We start from the raw sequence: 20,124 nt of genomic DNA, 5'->3' as shown, positions 1-20,124 counted from the left end.
ATGATTCAGGGTGGAATCAGGGTAGTCCCAAGGGATGACCACCAGGCGGCGGACAGTAGTAGGTGAGCGCTCCGGGCAACACGGAAAATTCGACGCGGCGCACACCCGGCAGGGCTTCACCGTCCACCGCCAGCGCCATGGGGGACTCTGCAGCGTCCACGGTTACCGTGGTCGATTCGCTCAGGTGGGTGATCCGTGACGTGGCCACGGTGCCAGTCAGCACGGACCAGAGCAGCCGTAGCCGCGCGAAGGACTCATCCGCGGTGATCATCCGCAGGTCCAGCACGCCGTCGTCCATCACCGGGCGCACCAGCGGTGCATGGTCGCGGGGGTAGTAGCGGCCGCGGCCAATGTAGAGGATCCACAGCTTGTGGCGGACGCCGTTCACAATCATGGTGGTGGGGGTGCCGGCCGCGAACGTCCTGAACATGGCAGCCACCCCGGCCAGCGGTTTTCCCAGGGCAGGCTGAAGCTGTTCGCGCCGCCGGACCAGGTTGGGATAGAGGCCGATGCTGGCCGTATTGAGCATGATCCGTTCCAGCTTTTCGGGGTTTCCGGCGAGGCCCCGTTCCACGTGGACATGCCCCACATCAGCCCGGGCGGCCGAACCGGCGGACGCCGCCTCCACGGCATCCTCAAGGGTGGAAGTTCCGGCGTCCCGGGCAAAGTGGTTCAGCGTTCCGCCGGGGAGCACCAGGAGGGGGAGGGACAGTTCGACGGCGGCCGCCGCGGCCGTACCCACGGTACCGTCGCCGCCCCACACACCGAGCGCCTTGACTCCCTGGCCCTTGGCCGCAGCCCTGATCTCGGCGGCTACATCGCCATCCTCATCAATCTCGTGTATATGCGCTAAAGGGAATACATCCTGGAGAGCCTGGACGGTTTCCGGCGCATAGGAGCCGCCCAAGGTGTTGACGGCGATGCTCAGGCCTTCGCCGCCGGGCAGCTGTGCCGCCTGGACTGCGTCGCGGGTGGTCGCCGGGAACGGCGGACGGACGGGCCACCACTTCCGGGTGATCATGGCTGCGCCGGCACCTAGGGCGGACCCGAACAACACATCCGTAGGCCAGTGGGCGCCGGTATGGACCCGGGAGTAGGCAACACCGGCGGCAAGGGGCGCCAGCGCGGCTCCGATGGCAGGCTGGACGAGGCCCACCCCCACGGCAAAGGCCGCCGCGGATGCCGAGTGGCCGGACGGCATCGACGAGCTGGTGGGCTGCGGGTTGACGAACCTGAACACGGGAAGATGCTCCGGCAGCGGTCTGGCCCGCGGCAGCAGTGTTTTGAACACCACATTGGTGACCGCCGATGCCACGCCCTGGGCAATCAGCCCGTGCAGCGCCGCACGGCGGGGTTTGCCCGGGATGAGGGCCAGTCCTCCGGCCACCGCAAACCACAGCTTTCCATGGTTTGCCGCCGCCGAGAGCCGGCGGAACAGGACATCATGGTTTCCGCCGGGCAGGTTGGAGACGGCTTTGAGCAACGTCCGGTCCAGCCCGGCCAGCATGCCCGGGCCTTTCCTCAGCATCCTTCGCATTTCCCCACCCTACCTCCGGCGCTGCGGAACACCGGGTTGGCTGCAGGGGTGGCTGGGTTGGCTGCACGGTGGCTGCCCAGTGGCTGCCGGTGGCTGCGGCGGGTGCTACTCGTTGCGGAGCGGCGCACCGGGCAAGGGTTTCGCGGCGCCCGCGAGGAGGAGCGCCACAAGGATGGGCACCATGATGGCGAGCAGGGCGAGATGGATCCCGGTGAGGTCACCGAGGTAACCGAGGAGCGGCGGTCCGGCCAGGAAGGAGATGTAGCCCAGCGTGGACACCACGGACACCCGGGCAGCAGCCTTCTTGGGGTCGTCCGCCGCGGCGGACATGCCCATCGGGAAGGCCAGCGCCGCCCCGATTCCCCACAGTGCCGCGCCCGCCGTCGCGAGCCACACATTGCCTGCCAGGACGAAGAGGCCAAGTCCCGCGGCTGCCGCGGCCATGCTGGCCCGCAATACGGCAACACGGCCATATTTGTCGATCACGAACCCGCCGCAGAACCGCATCGCCGTCATGGCCAGGACAAAGACTGCGAACATCAGCGCGCCGGTGGATTCGCTGGTGCCGAGACCGTCCACGGATGCTTTGGCGATCCAGTCGTTCCCGGCCCCTTCGGTGAGGGTGGCACCGAGGACCACAACGCCGATCAGCAGTGTGCGGCTGTCCCGCCAGGCAGAGTCACCCTTCGGCGTTGCGGCTTCCCCGTCGGAAGGGATCTCGGCGGCGATGTGCGGCAGGAAGTAGCGGGGAGCCACCATGGTGAGCACCGCAACGACGGCGGCGATGACCAGCAGGTGGGCAGGCAGCCCCACTCCCAGGCCGGAGAGGCCGGCGCCGATCAGGGCTCCCACAAAGGCGCCGCCGCTGAACGCCGCGTGAAACTGCGGCATGATGGTGCGCTTAAGCCGGTGTTCGACGTCGGCCCCTTCAATGTTCTGCGAAACGTCCCACAGTCCCACGCCAATTCCGAAGAAGAACAAGGCGACGGCGGTGCCGGGCACCGACTCGGCGAGCAGCGAAAGGGCGATGCCCACCCCGGCCAGCGCTGCCAGCAGCCCGCTGGCGCGGACGGCATTGGCCGTACCGATCCGCCCCACCACCCACCCTGCCGTGGGAAGGGCGATCAGCGAACCGACCGCAGTGCAGAGCAGCAGCGTTCCCATTTGTCCGGAGGTCACGTGCAGGATTTCGGTGACGGCGGGGATGCGTGCGGCCCAGCTGGCAAACACGAGTCCGTTGATCCCGAAAACGAGGAACGTGGCGGCGGCCGCGGCGTTCAGCTTTTGGGTGGTGACGGCGATGCTCATACGTTCACTACTTTCACTGAGTGTTTTCCAAGTTGTGTGAGTTCCTGCGGGCTGAACACCCGGTCCGTGACGATGACGTCCACGGTTTCCAGCGCGGCCACGAGCGCCACCGCGGCGGCATTCCATTTGGAGCCTGCGCAGGCGGCGATCACCCGTCCGGCAGATTCGAGGCCGGCGCGTTTGACGGCGGCATCGTCGAGGTCGTGGGCCAGCAGTCCGTCTTTGAGGTTTACTGCGCAGGGCGTCACCACTGCGGTGTCAAAACGCAGGGAGCGGATGTTGGCCTCGGCCAGCGGCCCCCGGAAGCACAGCTCGCCGGGGATCAGGCTTCCGCCCGGTACCAGGAGGGCGGGGCGGTGCCCGGCCTGGCCCTCCGCTGTTAATGCGTTGAGGGCGGGCAAAGACATGGGCATCAGCGTCAGTTCACGTTGCCGCAGGTGACGGGCGATTCCGGTGGCGGTGGTTCCGCTGTCGAGCCACACGTGTTCCCGGTCCTGGAGGAGACCCGCCACGCCGGCGGCGATCCGGGCTTTGGCGTCCTGTTCTTCCAGGTCCCGCTGCCCGTAGCCGGGATTTTCGCCGCGGAGCACCAGGCTCTTCGCCCCGCCGTGCACCCGCCGGAGTACGCCGTGGACTGCAAGGACATCCAGGTCGCGGCGGATGGTGGCGCCGGACGCTCCGCACTCGGCCATCAGCTCGTCCACGGTCACCTCTTCACGGCTCCGCAGCAGTTCACCGATCAACCGGTGCCGCTCTTCAGTCCTCATGTACAAATGCTAACCGGAAATGATCATTTAATCAGAATCCATGAGCGTATGGACTCGAGCGGATCCAACGCTCCCTCACCTTTCGCGCCCAAACCACCAACGCTCTCTCACAGGGTGAAAGAGCGTTGGTGGAAAACCCGCAGGAAGTGAGAGAGCGCCCGGCTTACCGGGTGACTTCCTCCAGCAGCTCCAGCACGTGCCGGTACTGGGCGCCCGTGGCGCGCGTCATGCCCAGCTCGCAGGTGCGGTTGCACGAGGCGTGGGCGGCTGCACCCATCTCCGCCACCTCCGCAGCCTGCCTGGCCGTCGCCGACTCCGTCAGTTCGGGGTGCAGCATGCCCCGGTCCCCCGCGAACGCGCAGCAGCCCCAGTTTTCCGGGATCTCAACACGGTCGGCCACTGCTCCGGCAACGGTGCCCAGGGCATCGTTGAGGCCCATCCGGGTGGACGAACAGGTGGGGTGCAGTGCCAGGGACTCCAGCTTCCCGTGGTCCGGCAGCCGCGGCAGGATCTGTTCCGCGGCGAAATCGACGGCGTCCACCATGCGCAGCTCACGTTGGCCCGGCGCGGGCGTGTCCGATTCGACGGCCTGCCGCAGCCCTTCGGTGCACGAGGACGCGTCGCAGACGATGGGAAGTTCACCGTCCCGGGTGGCTTCCCTGAGGGCGGCCAGGGTCTTTTCCCGCATCGTTGCCTGGCCTGCGGACATGCCCTTCGAGGACCAGGGGGTGCCGCAGCAGAGCCCGTCGATGCCTTCCGGGACGAGGAGGGTGAGCCCGGCGCGGTCGCACAGCTGTTCAAAGCTGTACTGGACACCGCGTCCTTCGGTTCCGCGTCCTTCGGTGCCGTGTTCCCCGGTGTAGGGGCCCGCGCCGGCGGGTCCGAACATGGTCCCCACGCACGCCGGGAAGTAGACCGCGTCAACGTCACCTGCCGGCGTCGGGCGCTTCCGCGCAGAACCGCCGCCGGGCAGTTCGGCGGAGTACAGCGGCACGGTGTCCTTCCCGAGGACGGCCCGGGCCGCCTTGTTGGGCGGCGTGATGGCGGCTGCCGGGAGCTTGTCCACCACCGTCAACGCCAGCGAGGCCCCGCGCGTCACGCCTTCCCAGTGCTTGGCCGCGGCGTTCCACGCACCGTTGGCGAGCGGACCGGCGTCGGCCTTCCGCAGGCGTTTCACGAGCGATCCCGTGTTGATGTCCACCGGGCAGGCAGTCTGGCACATCCCGTCCACGGCGCAGGTGTCCACGGATTCGTAGTCGTAGTCCTTTTCCAGTTCCCGCACCAGTGCCGTATCCCCGGCCAGCCTGGCTGATTCGATGGCGCGCAGTGTCACGATCCGCTGGCGCGGCGTGAGCGTGATGTCCTTGCTGGGGCACACCGGCTCGCAGTAGCCGCACGAGACGCAGCGGTCCACTTCCTCGGCCACGGGCGGCGCCGTTTTGATGTGCCGGAGGTGAGCCAGCGGATCCTCGTCCATCAGCACGCCCGGGTTGAGCATCGCGACGGGGTCGAAGAGGCGCTTGATGGTTCGCATGACCTCGTACAGCTCATCGCCGTACTGCCGGCGCACGAAGGGAGCCATCACACGCCCTGTCCCGTGCTCGGCCTTCAGCGATCCACCCTCGGCCAGCACCAGCTCCACCATGTCCTCCGTGAACGCGCTGTAGCGGTCCAGTTCGGCCGGGCTGGCGAAGCCGTCGGTCAGCATGAAGTGGACGTTGCCGTCCTTGGCGTGGCCGAAGATCACGCTGTTGCTGTAGCTGTATTTGTCGAAGAGCCGGATCAGCTCACGGCACGTCCTGCCCAGCACCGGAACCGGAACCACGATGTCCTCCAGCAAAGCGGTGGTGCCCTGGGGGCGGGCGCCGGCCACGGAGGCGTAGAGTCCCTTGCGCAACTGCCAGAGCTGCCCGCGTTCCCGCGCGTCTCCGGTGAACCGGGCCGGGGCGGACAGCCCCAGCGCCGGGAGGACGCCTTCGCCGTTGAGCTGCAGTTCCGCGAGGTCACCGGCACTGCCGGCGGAGTACTCCACGAGCAGGGCGGCATGCTCGCGGACTGCCAGGTCATGCACGACGGCGGGCGTCCCCTTCAGGGACTGCCCCACCTTCAGGGACAACGCATCCATGAGCTCGATGGTCGCGGCGCCCGTTTCGACGAGGGCCGGCAGCGCCGCGTTGGCGGCCTCAAGGTCGGGGAACACCAGCAGGCCGGCGGCGGCGTGCTGGAGCCGCGGAATAGTGCGGAAAACAGCCTCTGCCACAAAGCCCAGGGTGCCTTCGCTGCCGACGATCAGGTGGGCCATGATGTCCACCGGGGACTGGAAGTCCAACAGGGAGTTGAGGCCGTAACCCATGGTGTTCTTCATGGAGAACTGCTGCCGGATTTTGCGCACGGAGTCCGCGTTGTTCCGTACCCGCCCGGCCAGCCGGGCCACGCCTGCGTAGAGCTCCGGTTCCAGGGCGCGGAGCTTCCGGTCCGCGTCTGGCGCTCCGGTGTCGATCACGGTGCCGGAGGGCAGCACCACGGTGAGGGATTCCAGGGTGCGGTAGGTGTTGTCCACGGTGCCGCAGTTCATCCCGGAGGAGTTGTTGGCCACCACGCCGCCGACGGTGCACGCCGCCTCGCTGGCCGGATCCGGTCCGAACTTCCGGCCGTAGCGGGCGAGCCTCGCATTGAGCGCCCGCACGGTGACGCCGGGCTGAACGCGGACGCGCGCGCCGCCGTCGAGCACTTCAATCTCCCGGAAGTTGCGGCGGACATCCACCAGCACGCCGTCGGTGACCGCCTGGCCGCTCAGGCTGGTGCCGCCGGAGCGGAAGGTCAGCGGCACGCCCTGGGCGGCACTGGCCCGCAGCAGCCCGCCCACTTCCGCTGCACTCCCCGCCGTCACCACGGCCTGCGGTATCAAGAGGAAATGCGAAGCGTCATGGGCGTTCGCGTGCAGGTCGATGGCGCGGGTCCTCACCTGCGCGGGATCCTTCACCGCCGCACGGAGGCCGGCCGTGTCCAGCGGCGCCATCAGGGGACCATCCAGCCGAGTACGGGGGTGGACTGGAGGAAGATCAGCACGGTGATGAGCGCCAGCAGGCCCAGGCTCCAGCCCAGGAGCTTCCGGAAGAGGGTCCCCTCCGCGCCGTCAAGGCCTACGGCGGCCGAGGCCACGGCGAGGTTCTGCAGCGAAAGCATCTTGCCCATCACACCGGCGGAGGAGTTGGAGGCGGCCATCAGCACCGGTGAAAGGCCGGTCTGCGCGGCCGCGGTGGCCTGCATCTGGCCGAACAGCGAGTTGGAGGACGTGTCCGAGCCGGTGAGGGCCACACCAATCCATCCGATCAGCGGTGAAAGGATGGCGAAGAAGCCGCCCGCGGAGGCCAGCGCGAAGCCGAGGGTGGTGGTCTGGCCGGACAGGTTCATTACGAAGGAGAGCCCCAGGACGGCGGTGACGGTGACAATCGTCCAACGCAGCTGGACCACGGTGTCCCGGTAGATCCGCAGGCCCTGTGATGCAGTGATTTTGTACAGCGCCATGGTCAGCAGGCCGGAGAACATGAGCAGGGTGCCGGTCGCCTTGAGGTGGTCCAGCTTGAATTTGGTGGCTGCGACCGGCTTGCCGGCGGAATCGGTGATGTCCAGGCCGGGCCAGGCGAACGTCACGCTGCCCACCTGGCTGAGCCAGGTCTTGACGGCCGGAATCTGTGCCACCGAGAACACCGCGATGATGATCAGGTAGGGAGCGATCGCCATCCAGATCTTCCGCGGTTCGGGCCGCGAGTTGTCGGCGGGCACCGCGGTACCCCGGTCGGGCGCAGGAGCCGCCTGTTCGGCGCCGGTCACGGAACCGGCGGCGGTCATGGAACCGGCACCGGGGCGGCCGTCGCGTGCGGCGGTGCCGGCCACAACGACGGCGGCAGCGGCGTGCGCAGCTTCCGGTGCGGCGTCGACGGTGCCGCCCATTCCGACGGTTTCTTTCGGCTGCCAGACCTTCAGCATCAGCAGCACGGCGGCCACAGTCACGACGGCGGCTACAACGTCAGTGAGTTCCACGGCGAAGTAGTTGGAGGTCACGAACTGGGCCGCTCCGAAGGCGACGCCTGCCACCAGGGCCACGGGCCAGGTCTGTTTCACCCCGCGCCGGCCGTCAACGATGAACACCAGCAGCAGCGGCACGATCAGTGCAATGAACGGCGTCTGGCGTCCGGCCATCGAGGACAGGTCGTGCAGCGGCAGGCCCGTCACACCGTTCAGGGCGATGATGGGCGCAGCCATGGCGCCGAAAGCCACGGGAGCGGTGTTGGCCAGCAGCGAGACAACGGCCGACTTCAGCGGCTTCATGCCGGCTGCCATCAGCATGGCCGCGGAGATCGCCACGGGTGCGCCGAATCCAGCGAGGGATTCCAGCAGCGCGCCAAAGCAGAAGGCGATCAGGATGGACAGGATGCGGAGGTCGTTGGAGATGGAGCGGATGGTCCGACCCAGCACTTCGAACCACGGGGTGGCCACGGTGAGCCGGTAAATCCACAGCGCGTTGACCAGGATCCAGAGGATCGGGAACAAGCCGTAGAAGATGCCGGCCGCGGTGGCGCTCAGGGCCTGGTTGACCGGCATCTGCCAGCCGACGATGGCTAGCACCAGGGACAAAGCAAGGCTGGCGAGGGCGGCCTTGGGTGCCTTGACCTTGAAGACACCCAGGAGGACGAAGAGCAGGACGAGGGGAAGCGCAGCGCAAAGGGCTGAAATCACTAGGGACCCGGCAATGGGGTCGAGGATCTGCTGAAACATGTGTCTCCAGATTTGTGTTAGGCGTCACAACACCGTGGCGCCCTTCGATTGTCTAACAAGTACACATGCTGGTCAAGAGAGTCTTGTTGACTTGTCTGGCAAGATTGAGGTGAATCAAGAAACTTTTGGCGGGAATGGAGCTTCGGTGGCCGGGCGAATCACAGCAGTTTCGATCGTGGACGCGATCGCCGCGGATCTGCGGGCGCGGATTTTCTCCGGTGATCTCGGTTCCGGCCATACGCTCACCGAAACAGACGTGGCCTCCACCTACGAGGTGGCGCGTCCCACGGCGAAGGCGTCCATTGAGAAGCTTGTGGCCGAAGGTCTGCTGGACCGCGGGACGCACAAGACCGCCCGCGTGGTGGAACTCGGCCCGGATTCCGTGCGGGACATCTATCTGGCCCGCGCCTATTTGGAAAGCGAAGTGCTCCGGCGGCTCGCGCGCACCAAGGACGTGCCGGAAGGGGCCGTGCAGGCCAACCGGGACATTGCTGCACTGCAGACCGGAGCCCCGCTCGACGTCATCGAACCTGACATGCGGTTCCACACCAGCCTGATCGACGCCGTCGGCAACGAACGCATCAGCAGGATGTACCGCTCGCTCGTGGGCGAGGTGAAGCTGTGCATGGTCCGCATCCAGTCCCTGCACCTCCTGGACACTGCGCTGATCCAGGCAGAACACCAGAGAATCCTCGAACTGATCGAGGCTGGCCAGGGGGACGCCGCCGCCGAACTGCTCGACGAGCACCTGGGTCGCGCGCGGGAACGGCTGGTCTCCGCCATGGGGGGAACTGCCGGACCGGAAGCCGACCTTCCCTCGGATCTGCTGCCCGAGTAGCCCGTCCCGCGGCTACCGGACGCGTTCCACGCGCTTCTCGTCCCAGACCGGCTCGGCGGATTCGTACACCTTGCCGTCGGAGCCGAACACCAGGAAACGGTCGAACGTCCGGGCGAACCAGCGGTCGTGCGTCACGGCCAGGACCGTTCCTTCAAAGTGGTCGATCGCCCGTTCCAGGGCCTCGGCCGAGTGCAGGTCCAGGTTGTCCGTGGGCTCGTCGAGGAGCAGGAGGGTTGCTCCGGAAAGCTGCAGCAGCAGGATCTGTAACCGCGCCTGCTGGCCGCCGGACAGGGATTCGTACTTCTGCTCCGACTGTGACGCCAGGCCGTATCCGTCCAGGGCACCGGCTGCAGCCTCGCGGCCCAGCCCCGAGCGGTGTTCGTCGCCGCGGTGCAGGATCTCGAGCAGCGTCTTGCCCAGAAGGTCGGGCCGGACGTGCGTCTGCGCGAAGAAGCCGGGACGGATGCGGGCGCCAAGTTTCACGGTGCCTTCGTGCGGCACTTCGGCGATGTCGACGTCGGACACCGGCAGGTGTTCCCGCTCGGGATCCGTTCCGCCGGTGGCGAGCAGGCGCAGGAAGTGGCTCTTGCCGGAGCCGTTGGAACCCAGTACGCCCACGCGGTCGCCGAACCACACCTCGGTGGAAAACGGCTTCATCAGCCCGGTCAGTTCCAGCCTTTCGGCCACAATCGCACGCTTGGCGGTGCGGCCGCCCTTGAGCCGCATCTGCACGTTCTGCTCGATCGGCAGGGCCTCGGGCGGGCCTGCTTCGAGGAACTTCGCCAGCCTGGTCTGGGCGGCGTGGTACCGGTTGGCCATGTCGGAGCGGAACGCGGCCTTGTTCTTGTACATGTTGACGAGTTCCTTGAGCTTCACGTGCTCCTCGTCCCAGCGTTTGCGCAGCTCCTCGAAGCGGGCATTGCGGTCCGCGCGGGCCTCGACGTAGGAGCCGAAGCCGCCGCCGTGGACCCAGGCCCCTGCCCCGTTGATACCGGGTTCAAGCGTCACGATACGGCTCGCGGCGTTGTTGAGGAGTTCGCGGTCGTGGCTGATGAAGAACACGGTCTTCTTCGACTCGTTGAGCTTGGCCTCGAGCCAGCGCTTGCCCGGGACGTCAAGGTAGTTGTCCGGTTCGTCGAGGAGCAGCAGTTCGTCCGGGCCGGCAAAGAGTGCCTCCAGCACCAGCCGCTTCTGCTCGCCGCCGGAAAGGCTCGACGCCGGGCGGTGCTGCGCGCGGTCGAACGGGAGCCCCAGCGCGGCCATGCAGACCTCGTCCCAGACGGTTTCGACGTCGTACCCGCCGGCGTCTCCCCAGTCCACGATGGCCTGGGCGTACTGCATCTGGGTGGGCTCGTCGTCGTGCTCCATCATGGCCAGCTCGGCTTCGTCGACGGCCCGGGCGGCGGCGGCCAGGGCGGGCGGCGCAGCGGAGACCAGCAGGTCGCGGACCGTGGATTCGTCCCGGACCTGGCCCACGAACTGGCGCATGATGCCCATGTTGCCGGACCGGCCGATTACGCCTTCATCCGGGACCAGGTCGCCGGAGATGATGCGGAAGAGCGTCGTTTTTCCCGTTCCGTTGGGTCCGATCAGCGCCGTCTTGGTGCCGTCCGGGACCTTGAAGGTCACCCCGTTGAGCAGCTGCGTGCCGTCGGAGAGGAAGTAGTCGATGCCGGAAACGTCAATATGAGCCACGCGTTCAATCTTCCCATGCCTGCGTGGGGGCTAGGCGGGGCGGCAGCCTCCGTTGGCATCCTGGTAGGTGTCCAGCCGGTGGATAAAGGCGGCCATGGCCTCACGCGTGATGGCGTCCAGGGGCCGGTAGGTTCCGTCGCCCCAGCCCTTGGAGACTCCCGAATAGTTGGTCCAGGCGATCTCGCCGTAGAAAGGGGCCGGAACAGGAACGTCCTTGAACGGCGCGACCGGCGGCTCCGAATAGCCCAGGGTGGCAGGCAGCCGGCAGTATTCGCCGCTGTACCTGTAGATGAAGGCGGCCATGGCCTCACGGCTCATCGATGCTCCCGGCCGGAAAGTGCCGTCCTCCCAGCCGTTGGCCAGCCCTTCCGCCTCGAGCCAGGCGATCTGCTTGTAGAACAGGCTTCCGGTGGGGACGTCAACGAACGGTGACTTAGCCGGCGGAGTGTAGGCGGGGCTCCCCGCGAGCCGATACATGAAGGCGGCCATGGCCTCGCGGCTGATTGCCTGGTACGGCCGGTAGGTTCCGTCGCCCCAGCCGGTGCTCAATCCGGTGTCATACATCCAGATGATGTCCGAACGGAAGCCGGATCCGCTGATGTCGGTGAAGGGCTCGGGGGCCGTGATCGTGACACCTGCCGCGTCCCCGGACACGTAATCGATCCTGACCCTGGTGCCGGCGTGGGTCACGAACGTGCTTCCGGCCTGCCAGGCGTGGTTCGTCGCGTAGTAGCCGTCGAAGGGAATGGTGGACGGCATGAGCAGCAATGAGGAGACTGCTGTGGCGCCGCCGCGCTGGACGATCTTGACGCCCTTGTTGCCGTTCACGGCCAGCCGGGCGTCATAGCCCACGGGCAGCCGGAGCTCCATGAAATAGACCTCCCCGCTTTTGGGGTCCGTGAATTTCAACGCGCGATTGGCTTCGGTTCCGGCCCAGGCCTTGAGGGTGTAGCTCTTGCTTCCGGCGGCAATCCCCGTGTTGCGTATTTCATCACCGCGGCCGAACCCTCCGGCCTCCCAGTGGCTGGAGCTGATGGTAGGCAGCTCGAACCAGCGAGAGGCGCCCATGAGGTCCATGGTGTCGCCGTACTCCCGCACGGAGCAGGAGCTGTCCATGTAGTTTCCGTTGATATCGGATCCGACGTCCGCCTTGCCGCTCAGGCACTGCAGGCTGTCAGCGTGCATCAGGCCCAGGACGTGTCCGAACTCGTGGGCCACCACGTTGTTGGTGAAGTTGCTCGGCAGGGGCATCAGTATGCGCCCGCCCTGGTTTCCGGCGCTCCATCCCGCTCCCAGTGCCCCCCACGACAGTTCCGTCGTGGGCACGAACACTACGAGCGCTTTGTAGGGCGCATTGACCCAGCCCAGCTCGCGCGTCACGGTGTCCATGATCTCGTAATAGGTCTGGGTGGACTTTGCCGCCGATGGAACACCGGTCCGGGTGGTCGCCACGGACATCGAGAGCCGGTTGTTGGACATGGTCTTCCAGAAAGCACTGGATGCACTGATTCCGGCTTTTGCGGCATTCAAGTCAATGGCCGCCGTCTGCTCCGCCGATTTGTCAGCAAGCTTTACGGTCACCAGGGTCACCTGGATGTCTCCGGCCCGGGTCAGGCTGCTGGCGGCCCCCTGCGGGGTCTCCGCCTCCCGGATGGCCCTGAGGGCTTCGGGCTCGAAGGTGTGGTCCGAGTGCGGTGTCCCCTCCGCAGTCGAGGAGACGGGAGGCACTGCCGGGTCGGACGGGGCCGCCTGCGCCGGAACGGCAAGGACGTTGATCGAGGCCATCGAAAGAAGCAGGGCCGATAGGACGGCGGCCGTCCGGTGAATGAGCTGCATCGGGCGTCAGTGCTTCTTTCAGTGTTCAGAAATCAGGTGCAGTAAGCCGCCACGGGGCGAGCCCTCCCAGAATATGGTTCGCTTGCGTACTTTCCCGGTGCACTCGCCAAAAACTGACGGAATCCTGCGCCGAACCTGCGCTAACGCCGGGTTAACCGGCGGCGACGAGGAAGTCCTTGAGCAAAGGACCGGATGTCGTCGCTCCCAGGCCGCCTTCTTCGACGAAGACCGCCACGGCCAGATCGCCGTGCACCGCCACGATCCAGGCGTGCGTCTTGGGCGGGTTCTCATTTCCGAATTCCGCCGTGCCCGTTTTGGCTCCCACGGGTTCCCCCGGCACGGAGGCCAGGAATCCGGCGTGGCCCGAGGTGACCACGGCGCGCATCATGTCGGCCAGCGCGGCCGCTTCCGCCGCCGTGACCGGCTTCTCGGCGGCCTTGGCCGGAGCAGGAGCCGTGGAGGACGACGACGATGTCCCGTCCGCCGTCGGCGTTCCGGACTCTTCGGGGGCTGCTGTGCCGGAGCCGGCTTCCGCGTTCAGGACGAGGACGGGTGACACGGGGGAGCCCTTGGCCACAGAGCCGGCCATGACGGCAGCAGCCAGCGGCGAAAGCAGCACCTTGCCCTGGCCGATCATGGAAGCGGCATGCTCGGTGCCCTCCGCCTCGCCGGGGACCGAGCCGAGGAAGGCGGCTGCCCCCAGCCCGGGCGCCTCAACGGCAACACCGAGCGAGGTGGCCGCGGATTCAAGCTGCGCCTGGCTGACGGAGTCGCGGGCCGCAATGAAAGCCGTGTTGCAGGAGTGCGCGAACGCGTCCCGCAGGGTGACGGATCCCAGGGAGCTTTCCGGATAGCCCTCCGCGTTCTTGAACGTCCGGCCGTCCACCGTGAGCGTCGGCGTGCATTCAACTTTGGAGTCCGGGGTCAGGCCGTTGCGGATCATGGCCAGGGAATCAACCATCTTGAACGTTGAGCCGGGGGCGTACTGGCCGAGCAGGGCCGTGTTGTAGCCGTTGCTGCCGGGTCCCGAAGCTGCTGCCAGGACAGCGCCGCTGGAGGGGCGCAGGGCCACGATGGCGGACGCCGGCCCGACCTCGGCCAGGACGTCCTCGGCGAGCTGCTGCAGGCGCGGGTCCAAGGTGGTTTTCACCGGCGTTCCCTGTTTCATGTCAACCTGGAACAGGGTCCTGCGGCCATTGTTGGGCAACGCTTGTTTCTCCTCGGCCGAGAGCCCTGCCTTTTCGGCATAGACCTGGATTCCGTCAGTGCCGCGGAGCTGTGCATCATATTGCTGCTGAAGCCCGCCCGTTCCGGTGGTGTCCCCGGCCTTGAGGGTCCCGCCGGATTTTTCGATCTGTTCGGCATTCGCCTCGGCGGCCGTCCCCAGGAGGGCGCGGGCGAAGGTGCGGGTCGGCGCCAGGGGCAGGAGGCCGGCGATGGACCGGGCGCCGGGGATCTGGCCAATTTGTTCGTCGGTAATGGTCCGGCCGTCCTGGCGCAGGGTGATGGCGGTGACGAATGCCTCGGGACCGGCTGCCTGTACCTGCTGCGTGTACGCGGCCGGGTCCACGCCCACCAGCTGGGCGAGTTTGGCGGCGGATGCGGCGGGGTCGGCTGAACCCAGCTTGGGCTTGTCGATGCCAACGTTCACCACCGGCCGGTAAGTGACAAGCTTGGCGTCGCCGGCGCCCAGGATATCCGCACGCTGGGGCGCCTGGGCGCCCGCGCCAATAACTTCGCCTTCTGCCAGTTCGGGCACCAGCAGGGCAGGCTTCCACACTGTCAGCCATTTGTCGCCGGACTTCTTCAGTTCGGCTGCCGCGGTGTACTTCCACTCGCCGGAGCCGATCTTCCAGGTGTAATTCAGCGGGACCGTCGCGGTGTCCTTCTCCAACGTCAGCTCTCCGGATTCCACGGCCGGTTTGGCGGGATCCAGAGCCTGGAAGACTTCTTTCAGCTGTTCGTTGGCGGCTGCGGACTCCTTGCCCTCAAAGGCGACGGAGCCGACGTCCAGCGCAGCCATTGCAGAAGCGAGCTTTCTCGCTGCGTCCTGCGCACCGGCACGGCCGTCGTCGCAAGCCACCAGCGATCCGCCAATTATGAGTCCCACAAGGGCAAGCGAAAGTTTCTGAAAGTTCCCCATCGCGCCATTATGCCCGCAAGCCCGGACAATGTTCTTGTCACATGGCGCCGGCCCGCAATCAGGGGCGGATGATCCGGCGCTGCGTGGCCACGGAAATCGCCGCGGTGCGGTTGTCCACGCCGAGTTTTCCGTAAATGTGCACCAGGTGGGTCTTGACGGTGGCCTCGGAGATGAAAAGCTGCCGGGCGATGGCACGGTTCGGCAGTCCGGTGGCGAGCAGCTGCAGCAGTTGGATCTCCCTGGCGGACAGTGCGGGTTCAGGGTTCCGGATCCTGCCCATCAGCCGTGCGGCCACCTCGGGAGCCAGCGCGGTCCCGCCGGCCGCCGCGGAGAGGACTGCCTGGCGGATGTGCTCGGGCGGGGCATCCTTCAGCATGTAACCGCTGGCGCCGGCTTCGACGGCGGCCAGGATATCGGCGTCGGAATCATAGGTGGTGAGGATCAGCACCGGCGGTGCAGGCGTGCCGGCCTCGCCGGCCTTGATCTTTTGCGTGGCCGTGACGCCGTCCATGCCCGCGCCCATTTGCAGGTCCATCAGGACAACGTCCACTGGCTCGCCCAGGGCGCGGAGCCTGGCCAGCTGGGCGAGGGCGGCAGCACCGTCGCCGGCTTCGGCGGCCACTGTGATGCCTTCGAAGTCGCTCAGCATGGCTCGGAGCCCGGCGCGCACCACCGGATGGTCGTCCACCAGCAGGATCCGGATGCCGCTCATGGCCGATCCCCGCCGGCTGGTTTCCCGTGTGCCGGTTCCGCCGTTGCCGATGTGTCCACGAGCGGGAGCCGGATGGCCACCACTGTTCCCTCGCCCGGGGCGGACTCGACGTCGAGGGTGCCGGCCAGCGCCGCCACCCTCTCCCGGAGCGACCGCAGGCCGTATCCGGAACCGTCCTGCGGCTGTGGTTTGTCCGGCCCGACCCCGGATCCAGCCGCTTCCGGGCGGAACCCGACGCCGTCGTCGTAAATGTCCATGGCCACTTCGGCACCCAGAAAGGACAGGGTCACGACGGCGGTGCTTGCCTTTGCATGGACCCACACGTTCGCAAGGCTCGCCTGCGCCGCACGGAGAAGGGTGGTGGAGTACGGGTTGGGCAGCTCCACGGGCGTGCCTTCGAGGTCGAAGCGGCACCTAAGGCCCGCCCCGCGTGCCGCCGCCTCCGCCTCGGTCTTTTCGCAGAGCCGGCGCAGGCTCCCCGCCAGGGACATCTGCTCAAGGGCCGGTGACTGCAGGCCGCGGACAAAGTTGCGCGCCTCGGCGAGGTTGGCGGACGCAGTCTCCTGCACCGTGCGGAGCCGTTCGCGGGCTGTGGCGGTGTCGCCGTCGTCGAGCGCCTTTTCAGCCGATCGGCCCATCAGCACAATGCTCGAGAAGCCCTGGGCCAGGGTGTCGTGTATTTCGCGGGCCAGCCGTGCGCGCTCGGTGAGGGTACCGGCGTCGTGCTGGCTGCGGGCCAGTTCGCCGCGCGTCCGTCGCAACTCCTCGGCCGCGAGTCGCTGGTTCTCCGCTTCAAGGTACAGCGCCCGGTACGCGAGGCCGGTGATCACGGCGAATGCGGCACCGAACACGGGCCCCAGCACCATCGGCAGCTCCAGGGCAGGCCCGGCTGCGCCCCTGTTGTGGAACCAGAGCGCCACCACCACCAGCACCGTGGACACCGCAATGACCGGGAGGGCCACGCGCCGCCGCAGTACGTGGAGCTGCAGGAAGAAGAGTGGAAAGGCCAGCCAGACGAAATCCGCGCTGGACCAGATGAGCACCAGCCACAGGGCGGAGACTGCCCCGAGCCACCACGGTGCATACCGCCGCGGATCAAAGCGGTTCGCATCCGTGGAGTGGCGTTTCTCCAGGACCGTGCCGACGAGGTAGACGGCGGCGAGCACCACGGCAAGGGCCAGGGTAAACCAGCCGGACAGCTCCGGACCGGACATCAGCACGCGCGCCATGGCCACCAGAAGCAGGACGGCGAAGCCCACGTGGAGGCTGATTCTCAGGAGCCGCAGGATTATCGCGGAACCGCTGGGTTCGCCCTGGATCACCACGTGCCTCGCATCAATCCAGCGTATCCTCCGCGACTCCCGTTTCACGGTGAAATCGGGCCCGGCTCCCGGAGATCAACCATTTGGTTGAGCCGCTGCTCCACCCGCTGCCTCCTGATGGCCAACCGGGAGGCCGATGTGCGCTGCCTCCCGTGGCGGAAGAGTGGAAAGCAACACCACACCACCACGAAAGGAACCACGTGTTTCTCGCCATTCGCGATCTCCGCTTTGCCAAAGGACGCTTCGCCCTGATGGCAGCGGTCATCGCCCTGATCACCTTGCTGCTTGTGATGCTCTCGGGACTGACCGCCGGCCTGGGCAACCAGTCAACGTCGGCGATCGCCGGGCTGCGGACCGACCAGATCGTCTTCGGCGCCCCGGCCGGCACTCCGGCCAAGGCGTCGTTCACCGAGTCGGAAGTGACCCGGGAGCAGCTGGCTGCCTGGTCCGCGCGGGACGGCGTCGCCGGGGTGGAGGCGCTGGGCATCAGCCAGGTCCGGGCGCAGGCCGTTGGCTCAGCCGGTGCGCCGGGCGGCACCGCAAACGTGGCCGTTTTCGGCGGCAGCAACGGTTTGTCCGCGGGCCCGGGCAGTCTCCTGGCAGATCCCGCGGGTGACGGAACGGTTGTGGTTGGCGAAACCCTCGCAGCGGACCTGCACCTCAGCCCTGGCAGCCTTCTGGCAGTGGGCGGCCTTGAACTTGCCGTTGCGGGCATCGTCCCGGACCAGTGGTATTCACACACCGGCGTGGTCTGGACGTCCTTGAATGACTGGCGTCAACTGGCCCGCATTGGCAGCGGATCGGTGGGCACCGTACTGGCGGTGACGTTCGACGCCGGCGCCCGGGTTGACGTGGACGCCGCCAATGCTGCGGCCGGGACCGTCAGTGCCACCCGTGACGGTTCGTTCCAGGCCCTCGGATCCTTCAAGAGCGAGAACGGCTCGCTGATGATGATGCAGGCGTTCCTGTACGGCATCTCCGCCCTCGTGATCGTGGCGTTCCTGACGGTGTGGACCGTTCAACGGACCCGGGACATCGCCGTGGTCAAGGCCATGGGCGGCTCGCCCGGCTACGTACTCCGGGATGCCATGGGACAGGCCGTGATGGTGCTGGCCGCAGGGACAATTGCCGGCGGCGGAACGGGCCTGCTCGGCGGCTTCCTGGCGGCGCAGGCGGCGCCGTTCCTGCTCACCCCGGCCACCACGCTGGCGCCCGTCGCCGGCATCCTGCTCCTGGGCCTGTGCGGCGCCGCAGTGGCCGTCCGCGGCGTCACGAGGGTTGACCCCCTCCTTGCCCTCGGCGGCAACTGACTCTCCCCCGTGGTCCCCTCCACCCGTATATTCCTTGAAAGGCATACTCCATTGGATACCCCGCTCAACCTGGTCAACGTAACGCTCGAGTACCCGGACGGAGACACCACCCTGAAGGCGCTGGACTCCGTGAACCTCGCACTCGGCGCAGGGGAGTTTCTCGCCCTCGTAGGACCCTCCGGATCCGGCAAGTCCTCCATGCTTGCAGTCTCGGCGGCGCTCATCCGTTCCACGTCGGGCGTGGTGACCATCGACGGGCAGGAGGCCACCGGCCTGCGGGACGCTGAGCTGACAGCACTGCGCAGGGAGCGGATCGGCATCATCTTCCAACAGCCGAACCTTCTACCGTCCCTGACCGCGGCCGAACAGCTCCTCCTGGCCGATCATCTGCGCGGGAAACCCCTGGCTGCGGCCCGCACGCTTGCCGCGGAACTTCTGGACGTCGTCGGACTCGGTGCCGTGCGGGACAAGCGCCCGCATCAGCTTTCCGGCGGACAGCGTCAACGCGTCAACATAGCCCGCGCCCTGATGGGCCGCCCCAAGGTCCTCCTGGTGGACGAACCCACCGCGGCCCTGGACCACGAGCGGAGCGGAGCGATTGTCCGGCTCCTGCGCGAGGTCACGGACGAATTCAACGTGGCCACCGTGATGGTCACCCACGACACCGAATTTGTGCCGATGACGGACCTGGTTGCGAGCATGCGGGATGGGCGGATTTCTGCCCTTCAGCCTGCCAAGGCCCCTTCACGGGCGTCATCGTAGGCTTCCCTGGCGTCCAGAATGCTGGGGACATTTGACTCGGCCCATTCCCTGAGCACGGTGAGCGGGCCCAGAAGGGACACCCCCAGGTCCGTCAACTGGTAATCGACGCGGGGCGGGACCTGGGCGAACACCGTTCTGGTGATCAGCCCGTCCCGTTCCAGCGTCCTGAGCGTCTGGGTGAGGACCTTGGGGGTGATGACGTGGACGTGCTTGCGCAATTCGGAGAAACGGACCGGTCCGTTGGCCAGGACCTGCACCACCAGGGAGGCCCACTTGTCACCGACCCGCTGAAAGACAACCCGTGAGGGGCACTTCGGATCCATGATGTCTCCGCCCGGCCAGGCGTCAAGCTGGTTGGTATCGATGAGGCATCCTCGTTTCTTTCGCGCCCCTAGGTATCCTAGAGATACTGTGAATTTCTACGATACCCAGTGCGAGGAGCGGCATGAAAATCGCGGTGTACGGCGCCACCGGCATGGTGGGCGGCCAAATCGTCAAGGAATCGCTGCGGCGGGGCCACGAAGTCACCGCTATTTCGCGGACCGGCGCCGCACTCCCCGGCGCCACGGCCTGCAGCGCAGAACTGGCGGACACACGTATGTTCGCCAGCATTGCCAGCGATCACGACGCCGTGGTGCTGGCCACGGTGCCCAGCCGCACGGGCGGTGATCACGGCGAATGGCTGGCTGCCATGAAGGCAGCCTTCGGCAGTGCCGGTGCGACGCGCCTGCTGGTGGTAGGGGGCGCGGGTGCTCTGCAGATTAACGGTATGCGCCTGTGTGATTCCCCCGATTTCCCTGAGCCCTACCGCCCCGAAGCCCGCACCATGGCCGCCGCCTACGATGAAATTCGATCTGCTCCGGAGTCCCTTGACTGGACCATGCTGGCGCCAGCTCCCGTCATGCAGCCGGGCATCCGCAGCGGCAAGTATGTGACGGCGGACGACTCACCCGCCGGCCGGTCCATCACCACCCAGGACTTTGCCGTGGCAATGCTGGACGAGCTGGAAAATCCGTCCCACCATCGGGCACGCTTCACGGTAGCCAACACAGATGCCAATGCTGTTGGCGAGCCGGGGTACCCCGTTTCCTGATCCGGAGGTGCCCCGGCACTCG

Annotated in this window: 15 protein-coding genes; 4 read left to right on the top strand and 11 right to left on the bottom strand. The window is 67.1% G+C overall.

Annotated features, from left to right (window positions below; genetic code table 11):
• Positions 1 to 16 precede the first annotated feature (16 nt).
• From AC6JAC_RS00280 to AC6JAC_RS00260, 5 genes are all read right to left on the bottom strand, one after another.
• On the bottom strand, positions 17 to 1,537 hold the full coding sequence (locus AC6JAC_RS00280) for a bifunctional phosphatase PAP2/diacylglycerol kinase family protein (RefSeq protein WP_497963007.1): 1,521 nt from the start codon (positions 1,535 to 1,537) through the stop codon (positions 17 to 19).
• Between the two features lie 105 nt (positions 1,538 to 1,642).
• The gene (locus tag AC6JAC_RS00275; RefSeq protein ID WP_347897715.1) at positions 1,643 to 2,845 is read right to left on the bottom strand and encodes an MFS transporter; all 1,203 of its coding nucleotides are present in this window, start codon (positions 2,843 to 2,845) and stop codon (positions 1,643 to 1,645) included.
• Positions 2,842 to 3,612, bottom strand: coding sequence for a DeoR/GlpR family DNA-binding transcription regulator (locus AC6JAC_RS00270; protein WP_028271854.1), 771 nt, complete (start codon positions 3,610 to 3,612; stop codon positions 2,842 to 2,844). The genes AC6JAC_RS00275 and AC6JAC_RS00270 overlap by 4 nt, the downstream gene beginning before the upstream one ends.
• A 163-nt stretch (positions 3,613 to 3,775) precedes the next feature.
• Positions 3,776 to 6,631: an FAD-binding and (Fe-S)-binding domain-containing protein gene (locus AC6JAC_RS00265; RefSeq protein ID WP_497963006.1), complete on the bottom strand. Its 2,856-nt coding sequence runs from the start codon at positions 6,629 to 6,631 to the stop codon at positions 3,776 to 3,778.
• Positions 6,631 to 8,391: an L-lactate permease gene (locus tag AC6JAC_RS00260; RefSeq protein WP_497963004.1), complete on the bottom strand. Its 1,761-nt coding sequence runs from the start codon at positions 8,389 to 8,391 to the stop codon at positions 6,631 to 6,633. Before AC6JAC_RS00260 ends, AC6JAC_RS00265 begins: the two co-directional genes overlap by 1 nt.
• Before the next feature lie 145 nt (positions 8,392 to 8,536).
• Between AC6JAC_RS00260 and AC6JAC_RS00255 the strand changes: the two genes are divergently transcribed.
• A complete protein-coding gene (locus tag AC6JAC_RS00255; RefSeq protein ID WP_028271857.1) occupies positions 8,537 to 9,229 on the top strand; it encodes a GntR family transcriptional regulator in 693 nt (230 codons plus the stop codon).
• Positions 9,230 to 9,241: 12 nt separating this feature from the next.
• Here the strand turns inward: AC6JAC_RS00255 and AC6JAC_RS00250 are convergent, their stop codons facing one another.
• From AC6JAC_RS00250 to AC6JAC_RS00230, 5 genes are all read right to left on the bottom strand, one after another.
• Positions 9,242 to 10,924 (bottom strand): ABC-F family ATP-binding cassette domain-containing protein, encoded by a 1,683-nt coding sequence (locus tag AC6JAC_RS00250; RefSeq protein ID WP_497963002.1) that lies wholly within the window; start codon positions 10,922 to 10,924, stop codon positions 9,242 to 9,244.
• A 30-nt stretch (positions 10,925 to 10,954) separates the two neighbouring features.
• The gene (locus tag AC6JAC_RS00245) at positions 10,955 to 12,760 is read right to left on the bottom strand and encodes an S-layer homology domain-containing protein (protein WP_497963001.1); all 1,806 of its coding nucleotides are present in this window, start codon (positions 12,758 to 12,760) and stop codon (positions 10,955 to 10,957) included.
• A gap of 151 nt (positions 12,761 to 12,911) precedes the next feature.
• Positions 12,912 to 14,903 (bottom strand): penicillin-binding transpeptidase domain-containing protein, encoded by a 1,992-nt coding sequence (locus AC6JAC_RS00240; RefSeq protein ID WP_497962999.1) that lies wholly within the window; start codon positions 14,901 to 14,903, stop codon positions 12,912 to 12,914.
• A gap of 58 nt (positions 14,904 to 14,961) precedes the next feature.
• The gene (locus tag AC6JAC_RS00235) at positions 14,962 to 15,615 is read right to left on the bottom strand and encodes a response regulator (RefSeq protein WP_028271861.1); all 654 of its coding nucleotides are present in this window, start codon (positions 15,613 to 15,615) and stop codon (positions 14,962 to 14,964) included.
• Positions 15,612 to 16,937, bottom strand: coding sequence for a sensor histidine kinase (locus AC6JAC_RS00230; RefSeq protein ID WP_497966730.1), 1,326 nt, complete (start codon positions 16,935 to 16,937; stop codon positions 15,612 to 15,614). Before AC6JAC_RS00230 ends, AC6JAC_RS00235 begins: the two co-directional genes overlap by 4 nt.
• Positions 16,938 to 17,137: 200 nt before the next feature.
• Between AC6JAC_RS00230 and AC6JAC_RS00225 the strand changes: the two genes are divergently transcribed.
• Together AC6JAC_RS00225 and AC6JAC_RS00220 are read left to right on the top strand one after the other, a co-directional pair.
• Positions 17,138 to 18,247: an ABC transporter permease gene (locus AC6JAC_RS00225; protein WP_497962998.1), complete on the top strand. Its 1,110-nt coding sequence runs from the start codon at positions 17,138 to 17,140 to the stop codon at positions 18,245 to 18,247.
• A 51-nt stretch (positions 18,248 to 18,298) separates the two neighbouring features.
• Positions 18,299 to 19,009, top strand: coding sequence for an ABC transporter ATP-binding protein (locus AC6JAC_RS00220; RefSeq protein ID WP_497962996.1), 711 nt, complete (start codon positions 18,299 to 18,301; stop codon positions 19,007 to 19,009).
• On the opposite strand, the gene AC6JAC_RS00215 is transcribed toward AC6JAC_RS00220, so the two are convergent.
• On the bottom strand, positions 18,973 to 19,332 hold the full coding sequence (locus AC6JAC_RS00215; RefSeq protein WP_156037161.1) for a winged helix-turn-helix transcriptional regulator: 360 nt from the start codon (positions 19,330 to 19,332) through the stop codon (positions 18,973 to 18,975). The two genes, AC6JAC_RS00220 and AC6JAC_RS00215, sit on opposite strands and share 37 nt — an antisense overlap.
• Positions 19,333 to 19,454: 122 nt before the next feature.
• On the opposite strand from AC6JAC_RS00215, the gene AC6JAC_RS00210 reads away from it, so the two are divergent.
• Positions 19,455 to 20,102 (top strand): NAD(P)-dependent oxidoreductase, encoded by a 648-nt coding sequence (locus AC6JAC_RS00210; protein ID WP_347897736.1) that lies wholly within the window; start codon positions 19,455 to 19,457, stop codon positions 20,100 to 20,102.
• The last annotated feature ends 22 nt before the right edge of the window (positions 20,103 to 20,124 follow it).

It is taken from the genome of Arthrobacter sp. KUASC02, from assembly GCF_059739395.1.
This window is presented reverse-complemented; position numbering and strand designations above follow the sequence as displayed.

Coding starts and splice junctions, on each gene's coding strand:
- AC6JAC_RS00280 (WP_497963007.1), bottom strand. CDS start 1,537: ATGCGAAGGATGCTGAGGAAAGGCCCGGGCATGCTGGCCGGGCTGGAC.
- AC6JAC_RS00275 (WP_347897715.1), bottom strand. CDS start 2,845: ATGAGCATCGCCGTCACCACCCAAAAGCTGAACGCCGCGGCCGCCGCC.
- AC6JAC_RS00240 (WP_497962999.1), bottom strand. CDS start 14,903: ATGGGGAACTTTCAGAAACTTTCGCTTGCCCTTGTGGGACTCATAATT.
- AC6JAC_RS00260 (WP_497963004.1), bottom strand. CDS start 8,391: ATGTTTCAGCAGATCCTCGACCCCATTGCCGGGTCCCTAGTGATTTCA.
- AC6JAC_RS00265 (WP_497963006.1), bottom strand. CDS start 6,631: ATGGCGCCGCTGGACACGGCCGGCCTCCGTGCGGCGGTGAAGGATCCC.
- AC6JAC_RS00270 (WP_028271854.1), bottom strand. CDS start 3,612: ATGAGGACTGAAGAGCGGCACCGGTTGATCGGTGAACTGCTGCGGAGC.
- AC6JAC_RS00235 (WP_028271861.1), bottom strand. CDS start 15,615: ATGAGCGGCATCCGGATCCTGCTGGTGGACGACCATCCGGTGGTGCGC.
- AC6JAC_RS00245 (WP_497963001.1), bottom strand. CDS start 12,760: ATGCAGCTCATTCACCGGACGGCCGCCGTCCTATCGGCCCTGCTTCTT.
- AC6JAC_RS00215 (WP_156037161.1), bottom strand. CDS start 19,332: ATGGATCCGAAGTGCCCCTCACGGGTTGTCTTTCAGCGGGTCGGTGAC.
- AC6JAC_RS00210 (WP_347897736.1), top strand. CDS start 19,455: ATGAAAATCGCGGTGTACGGCGCCACCGGCATGGTGGGCGGCCAAATC.